Source organism: Halothiobacillus sp. (assembly GCF_028710545.1).
GTDB lineage: Bacteria > Pseudomonadota > Gammaproteobacteria > Halothiobacillales > Halothiobacillaceae > Halothiobacillus.
Genome location: NZ_JAQTTX010000063.1, coordinates 1 through 12,098, shown reverse-complemented (window position 1 = coordinate 12,098; position 12,098 = coordinate 1). Strand labels below are relative to the sequence as shown.

Genomic DNA, 12,098 nt, shown 5'->3' with positions numbered 1-12,098 from the left:
GGATACCGGCACCGGTACACGCTGGCAATACTTAATGCCCTGATGCTGCCCAATCGCGGCCAGGCAGTTGTCATAGCCCTGAGCGTAGGTTTGCCGTACCCCCATCAAAACCGTGGAATGCTGGGCTTTTAATCTTGCTGATTCATTGCGCCATAACGGCAGAACAGCTTGCCATTCACCGCCTACGGTTTCAGGCAGCAGGAGGGCATGATGCGGCGCAAGCCGTTGGGCATAGCTCTTCAGGGTTTGGGTGTGTTCATACATTTCCACCCAGTACAAACTGCCCGAGCCCCAACCCAGTTGGGTATCCTGCCCTTGCCAAAACGGAGCGGGATCGGGGCGCTGCAACAAAGCCACTGGCAAGAAAATCATGAAGGACAGCGCAGCCAAGAGCACACTCATGGCTTGCTTCGATACGGGCATACTGGCCAGGAATACTAGCCAGAATGCCATTAAGCCCAAACCGAGCCAGCCGAAACCGGGCAAAACCAAGCCCGTTGCGGTCAGTGGCCATGCCCAACCCACAATACCTATTGGGGGAAGCGCGACCAAGATCAGAGCAAGCAGCAAGCGCAGGCCGCGCCATTGATGCTGGCTTGTCCAAAGCGCCCACCAGGGCAGACTTAATGCCAGCGATGCACCAATCCACAAAGCATAACCACTTGCTGTGTTCAATAAACCGGTGCCGAGGTTATTGCCAAAAAACACGGCGGCGCCGTGAGGTAAATCCCATGCCGTGCCAAGGTAGTATGCCAAGGCGGTGAGCCCCGCCGTGGCGCGGTTCGGTGATTTCATGACCAGCAAGGGCATGACCAAGGCCAGCATCAGAATCGCCGGATGGGTGCCATTCCAAGCGAGATAGCCCACCGCCAAACCGGTAGGAATTCGCCACAGAGACAGCAATCTCAGGTTCATTTGAGCAGCCTCTTGAATCGTTGCTCATTTTTTTCGATTAAATCCTTTTCACAAAAACTTAGGATTTCATCAATGAACGAATCATCGAGATTGCGCTCTTCGTTTAACTCGTACTCACTGGGCCAGTAGTCATCGGTGGGGAAATCCGCCATCGAGCTGCTCATTTTGCTTTTCTCGCCGTGGTTGATTTGCGCGGTGCAGTCTTTGTTTTCGCGCTACTTGCCGCTGCTTTCGGCACGGGCTTTCCGGCGGCATCATCAAACCATTGATCACAGGCCTTGCAGTGCCAGTAGTGGCATTGCTTCTTGCTGGAATAGACTTTTTCGGCTTGGCCTTGGGCCTTGCAGGCAGGGCAATCTGCCGTCGGGCGTGATGGTGCATCCGTGTGTTGCTTTTTTATCTGGTCGATAATCGCGGTGATGAATTTGACGACATCGGCCTCAAATCCCGCTAATTCACGCTTGCCATCGGCAATCTCTTCGAGAGACTGTTCCCACAATGCGGTGAGTGCGGGGCTTTTGACGGATTCGGGCAATGTATCAATCAGGCTTCTGCCTGCCTCACTGCTGATGACCTGTTTGCCCTTTTTGGTGATGAAGCCTCGCTCAATCAGGTTGGCAATAATGCCCGCCCGTGTGGCTTCGGTGCCGATGCCGGAGTTTTCTTTGAGAATGGCCTTCAGCCGTGGGTCGGTGATATTTTTCCCGATCGTTTGCATGGCATCAATCAAGGTGCCTTCGGTGTAGCGGGCTGGGGGTTTGGTTTGCTTGGCGGCCATTTCGGTTCGACTCAGCGGCAGCGTTTGGCCTTGAGTCAATGCAGGCAAGGTTTGCACCTCGTCATCGTGTTCATCGTCACTTGCATCCGCTTTGCCGAAAAGCGCTCGCCAGCCGATCACTTGGTCAATTTTCCCGGTAGTCTGGAATAACTCGCCCTCGATGCTGATGCCAATCTGGGTGCGGTCGTATTCATAGGCCGGGAAGAATTGTGTGAGATATTGGCGGCGAATCAGCTCATAGACTTTGCGCTCGTTGCCACTCATCGCGTCCAGATTCGGCGGCGTTTGCGTGGGGATGATGGCATGGTGCGCGGTGATTTTTTTCGTATTCCATGCCGGGCTTTTCCGGCTGAAATCGAGCAATTCAACGATCCGTTGCACTTCGGTATCTGACTTGGCCAATGCCGTTACGATGGAAGATGCCTCTTGGAATTGCTCCTCGGGAAGATAATTGCAATCCGATCGGGGATAGGTGGTGGCTTTATGGGTTTCGTACAGTGCCTGGGCAATATCCAGCACTTCTTGCGCGCCCAAACCAAACTTCGCCGAACAGGTTTTTTGCAAAGTAGATAGGCTGAACGGCAGCGGGGGATTTTCACTGATGCGCTTGGTTTCATACTGGCTTACCGTGCCCGTTTTTCCGGTGATTTTGCTGGCGACGGCATCCACGATCGATCGATCCAGACAGCGCCCCGCGTCATCCCCTGATCCTTCTGGCACCTTCCATTTCGTACTGAATGACTGCCCCGCTTCAAAGAACCCGAACAGCTCGAAATACGGCACGGGTTTGAAGCGCTCAATGAGCCGATCTCGCTCAACGACCAGGCTCAAGGTTGGGGTTTGCACTCGCCCCACGCTACGCACACCGTCACCGCCTTGGCTGCGCCCCGCCAAGGTAAATGCCCGCGTGAGATTCATCCCGACCAGCCAATCTGCCCGCGAACGACCAAGCGCTGATTGATACAGCCCCGCAGTTTCAGCGCCCGGTTTCAGGGCTGCCAAGGCTTTTTTAACCGAAGCGGCATCGAGGGCAGACAACCACAATCGCTGAACTTTGCCCTTGAAGCCCACGAAGTCCATCAATTCACGGGCAATCATTTCGCCCTCACGATCCGCATCAGTGGCAATCACAACCTCAGATGCCTTTTTCAGCAAGGCAGCAATGGCCATGAATTGATCTTTGGCGCTCGATTTCACCTCAACTTTCCATTGAGCAGGCGCAATCGGCAATGAGGCCAGCGCCCAGCGCTTGAGTGCTTCATCGTAGGCATCGGGCGGCGCCTGTTCGAGGAGATGGCCGAATGCCCAGGTCACCACCCCACCGCTTGTGGTAATTGAGCTTTTATCTTTAGATTGCACACCCAAAACGGCGGCAATATCCCGAGCCTGAGACGGCTTTTCACATAGATACACGCGCATGATTTTTTTCCCCTACCAGGTGAATAACGGCCGAATGACCGAGATGATGTTTTGGCGCTGAACCGCGCCGAAATAACGGCTATCAAAGCCAATCGGGCACGAGCTGCCGAGCCAATACTGCGAAGCACTCAGCACCCCACCGGGGGCTTGAGGCAGCGGTCGGCCTTCGGGGTCGGTTTTCATTACATTTATTGAGTGGCTGAAGGCGGCATCACCATGCTGGATGCGCAAGGTGCCGCCCACGATGCGCACAAAATCAAAGGGGACGGCATACACCTGTTTTAACAACGGCACCGTGCCGCCAGGGCAGTGGCCAGCGGGCAGATAATCGCGCTCAAGCGCCAGTTTCGCAGCGGAGATGGGCGGGCAAGCCGCCACGAAATCACCCAATTCAGGGCTTGGTTTGCTGGTCGAATACCAGAACCCTTCCGGGATGGATGGGGTGTCGTTGTAAAACACACCCAACCCGCGCGCCACCAAAATAACGGTGCCGAAAATCCCGATCACAGCCGAAACACCGAACAAACTCTTTGTGTGAACGCGCATAAAAAACCGCCCCTTGGTTGACTGATACCAAGGTATCGAGTCGGGGCGGAATTGAGGTTATGAGGTTAAATCAAAACCAAAGTTACGGTTCGTGATGATCCAATTTGGGTGCGGCGGCGGCTACAGCGCCATGATCGAGCGGTAATTGCTGCATAGCTTTTTTTAGATGCTCGCTCGCGCCGACATGTTCTGATTGCTTAGGATTATTGCCACTACCAGCCGGTGTCTCGCCGCCAAGGGATGGCGGAGGAACGGTGACGGCAGAAGAGATCGATTCCTTCGCCGATACCGTGCTGTTAAGAGCAGTTGCGGTACTACTGGGCGGACTCACAGTGGCAGCGGATGAATCCGACGCGGTGGCTGCACTGCCGCTTGGCGTATTTGCCCCTGCGCTCGCTTGACTGCCACCAGAGCCTTGTTTGCCTGCGGCCTTCTCATTTAGGCTTGCAGCCAGCTTCCCGCCTGTGGAACTCGATACCGCGCCACTGAACTTTTCTCCGGCTTTTTTAGTGGCGCCATCCAGCGCTGCCCCCGCCTTACCGGATATATTTTTCATACCCGTGGCAGCCATCCCGCCCAAACCGGCCACCATGTTGCCTGCGGTTGCACCCATGTGCGCCAATGATCCCGGTGTAAATCCGGAAGCCGTCGCAAGATTTGATGCCGCCCCCATAGCCTGAGCCATACCAGCACCCCCAGCGGCCGCAGCGGCGATACCTTTGGTAGCCGCACCACCAGCCGTAGTAGCAGCACTTACACCGGCCCCAAGGAGTTTTGAAGCGCCGACAGCTAGACCTGCCGCACCGGCAGCAGCACCTGCCGCCGCACCCACCGCAGCAGCACCGCCCAGAGAAGGTGCGCCAGACAACAGGGATGAGGCAAGGGAGGGGATTTTAATGGATAGCAACGCCATGAGCACGGACGCGCCTGCAATCATGAACAGCGGGTAAACCAATGATTTTATATCGGTCGCAGTCAACGAGCTGGCAATCATTGATGGCCAGGCATTGGTAATTGTGATAATGACCGAAACGATCAAGGTTAAAACCATCAATTTAACGCCAACCGAAAACGCGTAACCGAGGTATTTTTGGGAAAAATCCCGCGTCCATTGGCTACCCGAAAAGCCCATAAGCACCAATCCCATGCCAACCACGATATAAGATTCGATCGTGGTTATGATGAGCTCCACTGCGATGAACACAAATGCGAAAATAACAATAAAGGACACTGGAATCAGCAAAAGTGCAGCAGTGAGTGATAGGAAAAAAGAGCTGATTCCGTCAACAGGTGTATTGCCCCACGCGGCCCAGAGTTTTTGAATCACCAAAAGACCAGTGGCGATTAATGATCCGGGTGTCGCTGCGTGGCCACCAATTTTTTCGCCCGCACCCAACAATGAGTTAATGATGGCAGGCAGCCAAGTGGGTGCGTATACCAGGAAAGTGTAGAAAAAACCCAAAACCATCATCTTGCGCACCAGTGCGACGATGAGTGAGCTGGCGCTGTCTTTTTCCATGACCCAAAGGGCTGCCGCCCAAGTCATTTCAAGTGTCGCCAAGGTAAAGAAAATCCAATAACCGATATTTTGGGCCGTGACAGTCCAGTTATCGGCGGCATCATGAAATTGGGTTGCCAAATCAAGAAATACGTCTGGGTCAGAGGGATTGGTGGGGGTTGCCGCATAAACCAGATTGGTCGCCGCCAAACCCATCACAAGGAAAGCCAGCAATAACTTGTTTTTCATTTTAGTTTCCAGCTTTCGGCAAGGTTTTTGTCGTATCTACTTTCGGAGGATCGGGCAGGGTCAAGAAATCCTTTGCCGTCATCTCTTTTTTCTTTTGCTCAATCGGCTTGTGAGCGACGGCATAAACCAAGGCAACCGTTATGAGTAACGTGGCAAGCAGCATTAAGATGATTTTCTTTGAAATAAACATGTCGTAGTCCTCGATTTATTTACCGGCACGGGGCAACCGTTATGAGTAACGTGGCAAGCAGCATTAAGATGATTTTCTTTGAAATAAACATGTCGTAGTCCTCGATTTATTTACCGGCACGGGGCAATGTGGCCGAGGTATTAGTTGTCGGTGGATTCGGTAAATTCAACGTTTGTTTGGTCATCAACGTGTCGTCGGCTTTCTGCTGGGTGATTCCTGATATATATGCGCTCTGCGCCTGCATTTGCGCCATTTGCAGGGCACGCAGCTTGCGCATTTGCTGCACCTGCGCCATGGCTATTTGATTGCCTGCCTGAATCGCCTGCATACGGCCCTGGGCGGACTGGCTCTGAGCTTCTATGGCATTGAGAGCGCCCTGTTCGGTGGAGAAATCTTGAGATTGGATATTCGCGGCATTCAGCGCACCACGCACACTATCCAGTGTGGTTTCATTGATGTTCTGATACGCCGCACCGAAGTCTTGTGGCGGCGTGTAACCGGGATATTTTTGCTGGAACAGGCTGTTGATGTTGGTTGCAGAAAAGGCCAGTGCCTGACCTTGATTGACCACCCCGACCAGTTGTTGCAACAAACCGTCGGCGTTCTGCCAAATCTGGTTCGGGACATTCAAGGTATTGGTGACCATGTTCTTGTAGGCTTGAATCTGATTCGCAATCTGCGTCAACTGATTCGAAATTTGTTCGGCCTCTTTGATATTGGTCGCCACCAACTCAATGTTATTCATGATCTGAGTGGGTTCCGTCGCCCCAGCAACGACGCCACTGGCGCTAGCCGTCGGTGAATTCAGGAAAGTAAGGGAAGCCATTGCCAAGGCAACAGCAATCAGATGGAATTTTGGTTTCATGGCGATGTTCCTTGTTTGGTGACAAGGAACACGCTAACAATCGGACTCGGAATTCGGTTTTTATGAGTTGAGCACCAAACACCGCTGAATCAGTTCAAAGCGCCCGCCAATAATCTCCCCAATCGCTCAATCCGTGCTGATCGAGCCAGTGAGCTGGCCATGATTCGCCGTATTGGGCAATCATAGTCCGCGCCTGCTTGATGTGATCGGGGCTGGACTTGGCAACGAATGCCAGTGCCACGGCACCTAAGCTCAGATCGAATACCCGTCGCCCACTGGGTGACTTGTAGTAGTAATGCCGCTTGGGCGTGGCTGTGGCCAAAATCTCGATTTCACGATTATTGAGGCCGATTTCGTGATACCAGTCGCGCTGAGCGGGTTCCTGTGCCTCTGGGTTCGGTAGCAGGATCTTGGTCGGGCAACTGGCGAGAATCGCATCCCGAATCGGGCTGTTCATAACATCGGCCAGTTCTTGCGTGGCCAACACGGCAGCGGCGTTTTTCTTGCGCCATGTTTTGAGCCATTCGCGCACTTTTTCGCGGAACATCGGATGCGAGAGTGCCAACCAAGCTTCATCAATGAACACCAAGGTGGGGCGGCCATCCAGGCGCCGCTCGACTTGGCGGAACAGGTAGAGCAAGACGGGAATCACGGCCTTTTCGCCCATGTTCATGAGATGTTCCATCTCAAACACCTGATAGCGATTGTTTTTTAGGCCGTCTTTTTCGGCATCCAGCAAATGACCCAGTGGGCCTGCCACGGTGTAGTAGTTCAGGGCGCTGCGCATCCCGACATCCTGAATTTGTGAGACAAATTCAGTCAGGGTGCGCACGCTGCTGTGACTGAGCCGTTGCACGGCATCAAAGATCAAGCTGCGATTATTGGGGGTAATCGTCACACCCTGAAGGACAAGCAGGGTTTCTACCCATTCAACCGCCCAGGATTGCTCTTCTTTTGAATCGATTTGCGCCAGCGGGCAAAAGGCTAAATCGCTCTGTTCACCGGCGATGTCGTAATACGCACCGCCTGCGGCATTGCAGAGCACGAAGCCCGAATAGCCCTTATCAAATGAAAACACCTGAGCATCAGGGTACCGGAAATGCTGGGCGGCCAGAAAGGCCAAGGCGGTGGATTTCCCGCCGCCGGTTTTGCCCAGCATAAGGATATGGCCGACATCACCCACATGCAGCGACAGGCGAAACGGGGTATGTCCCGTGGTGGCGGTGTAGGTTAAAGGGGGTGACTGCTCGGGATAAAACGGGCATGGGTTAAATTCATTGCCTGCCCAAACTGAGGTAATCGGCAGCATGTCAGATAGGTTCAGGGTGTGCAGCAGTGGGCGGCGCACATTGTATTGGCTGTGCCCCGGCAAGGAGCCCAGCCATGCCTCGACGGCGTTGATGGTTTCAATTCGGGCACCAAAGCCAAGCTCTAAAATGGCTTTTCGCACCTTTTGCGCTTGCTCTTTGAGCACGACCGGATCGTCGTGCATCACGATGATATTGGCGGTGTGATAGCCAAATTTCAGCACGCCCGATTCCACCTCCGACATGGCCGATTCCACATCGTTGGTTTGTTGCAAGGCATCGAGGTCAACCGCGCCGGTTGAGGTTTTGAATATCTGATCCTTGAGGCCGCGTTGCTTTTGTTGCCACTTTTTGCGGTGTTTATTCATGATGGCCTTCGCCTCATGACCATCCAAAAAGATGAATCGAGTGTTCCACCGATAGGTAATGGACAAGTTATCCAGTGTGCCCAACATCCCCGGCCAGCTTTCTTGCGGATAACCATCGAGCGCAATCACCGCGATGTGTTTGTCACCGACTTGGGGCTCAATGCCGGTCAGTAAGGGCTGATTGCCAATGAGTGCATCCAAATACATCGGCACGGCAGGTAAGCGCACGGGGCGATCTTCGCCGGTAATGCAGTAATTGAAAAAGCGCAGTTGCTCATCAAGGGTATAGGTGGCAACCCATGCGGGGTGTCCAATCAAGCCGTCTGTGTGCTCAGTTGTCAACATGCGGCGACCTTTGAGCACACCGGAAATGGCGGACTCAAAATCCATCAAAGCGTTTTTGAAATTAGCGAGCACGCGCCCGGCCAGACCCTCGGTATCATTTTTCTTACCCGAATAAATCCAGCCCGCGATCTTGGTTTCAGCCGCTTTCGGCGGTAAATAAGTCAGCGTCATGGCATAAACCGATTCCAGATGAGCCGCTTCTTGTTCATATTGCACGCGGCGTTCGGCATCAATCACCAAGGTCGTGCGGTCGGGAAAGGGGCACAGAGGCGGATAACTTCGGGCATATTGGCGGATGGCATCCACATGGATCATCCAGCCAGAACCCAATTGAACCAGGGCATGGTTCAGGCGGGCAGAAAGTTGGGCGAGTTCTTGCGCGGTCGATGAGCCCATGTCTTCGCCACGGAAATACCAGCTTGCCATTAGGGAGCCGTCTTTGCCCTGCACAATGCCCTCATCAGGCTTCAGCGCATAGTTGAGTAAATCAGGCAGGCCAACGGCGGTATCTCGGTATTGTTTTAATTTAAGCATTTTGGTTAGTTCCTGGTGTATGCGCCTGATTTTGCCGGGTAATAAGCCCGATACTTCACATGCTTAAAGTAGACTTTGCTCAGCATTGTGTCGGCCTTGGCCATACGGATCACAATCCCCAACATGATGACCCACAGCACAGCCCCCACGCCAAAGCTCAAGGGATTCATACCCGAGGCCACAACCAGGGCGACGATCAATATCGTCAGCAGGGTCAGTTCTCGCTCTGCGCCAAGCAGTAAATGCGCTCGATTAAACGAGGTATGAATTGGAATGGTTCGGTGTGTGTTTTCTTCGCTCATGGCGTCCCCTCTCTCAACAGACAGGCGTGTCGAAGCACGCCCTTGGCATGGCTCAGTGGATGATTGCGCCCGAAGCGGCGAAGAGTTTGGTCATGATCGACGCGCCAGAAACCAGCAACGCCAAGGCCATTACCAGCATGATGATTTTGCGGGTGAATTCAGACAGCTCACCACCGAACACCAAGGCGGCACCGGCAGCAGCCAAGGCAATAATTGAAATCGCCAAAGCAATCGGGCCGGTCAATGACGATTTGATGGTATCCATCGGCGTTTCCCAGGGCAGCCCCGTGGCGGTTCCCGCCATAGAAGGTTCAGATACGGCCATGGCAGCCGCGCCCAATACGCCGAGAAAAGCGAAACGCCGCCCCAATTGGGTCACGCGCTGGTCGGCGGCGCCAATGGCGGCATAGTGGTAGATTTTGTGATTAACCGCATCGCCAGCGCGACGGAACACAGACAGGATTTTTTTCATATCAACCTCTCGATTCAAAAATGGTGCAACGGGTTTTTCCCGTAACACCAAGCTATCAAGGGGTTGGAGAATTCAAATTAGCGAGGAATCGGCACCGTTGCCAGCGGCAGAAACAGCGTGAACGGCGCATCTGGCAAGGCAATAAAGCCATGATGAAGGTAGAAGGCCGACGCTGTTTCGTCCTTGGCATCCACCATGAGGGCATAAGCCGCGATCTCGGAACGAACGGCGCGGTCGAGGGCATCGGCCAGCAATGCGCCACCAAGACCTTGCCCCTTGAATGCCTGATCGACAGCCAAGCGTCCCATACGAACGGCGGGCACGGTCGGATAGCGGGGGAGCTTCCTGCCCTTGTCGGCAGGAAGATCAGCCAACAACAGACTTGCTGATGCCAGAGTGTAATAGCCAGCGATACGATGCTTTTCGGTCACTGCCACGAAGCAGGCCGTCACGCGCCGACGAATATCTTGAGTGACATGCTCTCGTAAGTACCGATCAAGCGGCTCAGAACCGCTGTTGAAGACGGCACGGTCGTGCATGGTATCGAGTGACACGAGTTGGAACGTAATATCGCTCATTCAGGTCGCAGAAGTTTACTGCGACGGGTAAAAGCACGCTCCAAAGCCGGCGAAGGGGACGGCGGCGACAACAGCGCTTGAGCAAAGCACTCCTGATCGGCCAGCGACAACCGCATGACTTCGGCCTGCTCGATGGCACGCTGCGCAGCGTCCTGCACGGCGGAAACTACGAAATCGGTCATGGTGCGCCCCTGAAGTTCAGCGGCACGCTTGAGCATCGCATGCAGATCGGTGCTGATTCGGGCTTCGAGGCGAGCGGTAGAAGCGACTGTGGACATGTTAGCGTCCTCCCTTTGGCTTTAAATACGGCATATTGCCGTACAAACCTATTCTAGTTTCTTGCTTGAATAAGCGCAATCATCACCCCTCAAACATAAACAGGCCATCCTTGAAGCCGCGCACGCGCACGACTTACTTCACGCCTAATGGCTCTTCTGAGTTTGGGTGGAATCAATAAGTTAATCTCGGCTAAAGCAGATTCTCAATAAGCGAACACACACTCACACATCAAGCGGGCTCACCACCCCGCGCCCACCTTTATTGAGCACATGGGTGTAAATCATCGTCGTCGCCACATCCTTATGGCCGAGCAATTCCTGAACGGTGCGGATGTCGTAACCCGCCTGAAGCAAATGGGTAGCGAACGAATGACGCAGCACATGAGGTGAAACCGGTTTGGAGATATTCACCAGCTTGGCCGCCTCGCGCACAGCCCGCTGCACACTGGCCTCATGAATATGATGTCGGCGCTCCATGCCCGAGCGCGGGTCATTGGCACGAACCGCAGAGGGAAACACAAACTGCCACCCCCAAGCCGTGGGTGCATTGGGGTATTTCACTGCCAGCGCACTAGGCAGATAAACCGAACCAAATCCGGCATCCAGGTCACGTTGATGCAGCGCTTTGACTTTTTCCAAATGAGCCGATAACGGCAAAACCAGATTCTCCGGCAGCATCGTCACCCGATCTTTATTGCCCTTACCCTCACGAATAATGATTTCCCGACGGGTAAATTCCACATCCTTCACCCGCAAACGCAGCCCCTCCAGAAGGCGCATCCCCGTGCCGTACAACAAGCTCACAATCAGATTCATCGTGCCTGAAGTCCCATCGAGCAATCGCCGCACCTCGGTCGGCGTGAGCACAACCGGCAATCGCTTGGATGACCTAGCCGTAATCACCTCATCCAGCCACGGCAACTCAACACCCAACACCTTTTGATACAGGAATAACAATGCAGACTTGGCCTGATTCTGAGTAGAAGCCGCCACCTGACGCTCCGTCGCCAGATACGACAGAAAAGCACCCACCTCCTCAGCCCCCATATCCGCAGGATGTCGCTTATGGTGGAACAAAATAAACCGCCGCACCCAGTCGATATAAGCCTCTTCCGTGCGAATGCTATAGTGACGCACACGAATCTCGGCACGAACCCGATCCAATAATTTTGGCGGCTGTTGATTAAATTCTTGACGATTCATCCGCAAAATTTTAGGCTGCCTAAATGGACAAGGCAAGAGATAAACAACATGAAAAACGGACAGTTACATCAAATCGAAACTGATTGGTTGGCACACTCAACCAATTATCATGTCGTCTAAATTACGTTAGCCGTCAATTGCTGATGGTCAAGTTAAGCGAAAAGGAGTCTTTTATGAGACGTTTACAAGTGTTTTTCCCTCTTTCAATTCTTTTGTTATCTGGCTGCTCTAGCACAGGATACAAAGTCACC

General features: G+C 53.6%; 13 protein-coding genes. All 13 read right to left on the bottom strand.

What is annotated here, in order from left to right; all coding sequences use genetic code 11:
* Nucleotides 1-915: hypothetical protein (locus tag PHD44_RS11140; RefSeq protein WP_300191644.1), on the bottom strand; the 915-nt coding region annotated here is incomplete at its 3' end.
* Nucleotides 912-1,067, bottom strand: a complete 156-nt coding sequence (locus tag PHD44_RS11135; protein ID WP_300191641.1) for a hypothetical protein — start codon at nucleotides 1,065-1,067, stop codon at nucleotides 912-914. The genes PHD44_RS11140 and PHD44_RS11135, both read right to left, overlap by 4 nt.
* Before the next feature lie 8 nt (nucleotides 1,068-1,075).
* Nucleotides 1,076-3,112: a DNA topoisomerase III gene (locus PHD44_RS11130; RefSeq protein WP_300191640.1), complete on the bottom strand. Its 2,037-nt coding sequence runs from the start codon at nucleotides 3,110-3,112 to the stop codon at nucleotides 1,076-1,078.
* A gap of 12 nt (nucleotides 3,113-3,124) precedes the next feature.
* Nucleotides 3,125-3,658, bottom strand: a complete 534-nt coding sequence (traF, locus tag PHD44_RS11125) for a conjugative transfer signal peptidase TraF (protein ID WP_300191637.1) — start codon at nucleotides 3,656-3,658, stop codon at nucleotides 3,125-3,127.
* 82 nt (nucleotides 3,659-3,740) lie between these two features.
* Nucleotides 3,741-5,405: a P-type conjugative transfer protein TrbL gene (gene trbL, locus PHD44_RS11120; RefSeq protein WP_300191634.1), complete on the bottom strand. Its 1,665-nt coding sequence runs from the start codon at nucleotides 5,403-5,405 to the stop codon at nucleotides 3,741-3,743.
* Nucleotide 5,406: 1 nt separating this feature from the next.
* Entirely contained in the window at nucleotides 5,407-5,595 is a 189-nt protein-coding gene (locus PHD44_RS11115; protein ID WP_300191631.1) for a hypothetical protein, read from the bottom strand.
* Between the two features lie 106 nt (nucleotides 5,596-5,701).
* Complete coding sequence (gene trbJ / locus PHD44_RS11110) at nucleotides 5,702-6,460, bottom strand: P-type conjugative transfer protein TrbJ (protein ID WP_300191628.1); 759 nt, start codon at nucleotides 6,458-6,460, stop codon at nucleotides 5,702-5,704.
* Nucleotides 6,461-6,554: 94 nt separating this feature from the next.
* Complete coding sequence (locus tag PHD44_RS11105) at nucleotides 6,555-9,014, bottom strand: conjugal transfer protein TrbE (RefSeq protein ID WP_300191625.1); 2,460 nt, start codon at nucleotides 9,012-9,014, stop codon at nucleotides 6,555-6,557.
* Between the two features lie 5 nt (nucleotides 9,015-9,019).
* Nucleotides 9,020-9,316 (bottom strand): conjugal transfer protein TrbD, encoded by a 297-nt coding sequence (gene trbD, locus PHD44_RS11100; RefSeq protein ID WP_300191622.1) that lies wholly within the window; start codon nucleotides 9,314-9,316, stop codon nucleotides 9,020-9,022.
* A 52-nt stretch (nucleotides 9,317-9,368) separates the two neighbouring features.
* Nucleotides 9,369-9,788, bottom strand: coding sequence for a TrbC/VirB2 family protein (locus tag PHD44_RS11095; RefSeq protein WP_300191619.1), 420 nt, complete (start codon nucleotides 9,786-9,788; stop codon nucleotides 9,369-9,371).
* 77 nt (nucleotides 9,789-9,865) lie between these two features.
* On the bottom strand, nucleotides 9,866-10,366 hold the full coding sequence (locus PHD44_RS11090; RefSeq protein ID WP_300191616.1) for a GNAT family N-acetyltransferase: 501 nt from the start codon (nucleotides 10,364-10,366) through the stop codon (nucleotides 9,866-9,868).
* Nucleotides 10,363-10,644, bottom strand: a complete 282-nt coding sequence (locus tag PHD44_RS11085; RefSeq protein ID WP_300191613.1) for a DUF1778 domain-containing protein — start codon at nucleotides 10,642-10,644, stop codon at nucleotides 10,363-10,365. The genes PHD44_RS11090 and PHD44_RS11085 overlap by 4 nt, the downstream gene beginning before the upstream one ends.
* A gap of 222 nt (nucleotides 10,645-10,866) precedes the next feature.
* On the bottom strand, nucleotides 10,867-11,847 hold the full coding sequence (locus PHD44_RS11080) for an integron integrase (protein ID WP_300191611.1): 981 nt from the start codon (nucleotides 11,845-11,847) through the stop codon (nucleotides 10,867-10,869).
* Nucleotides 11,848-12,098 lie beyond the last annotated feature (251 nt).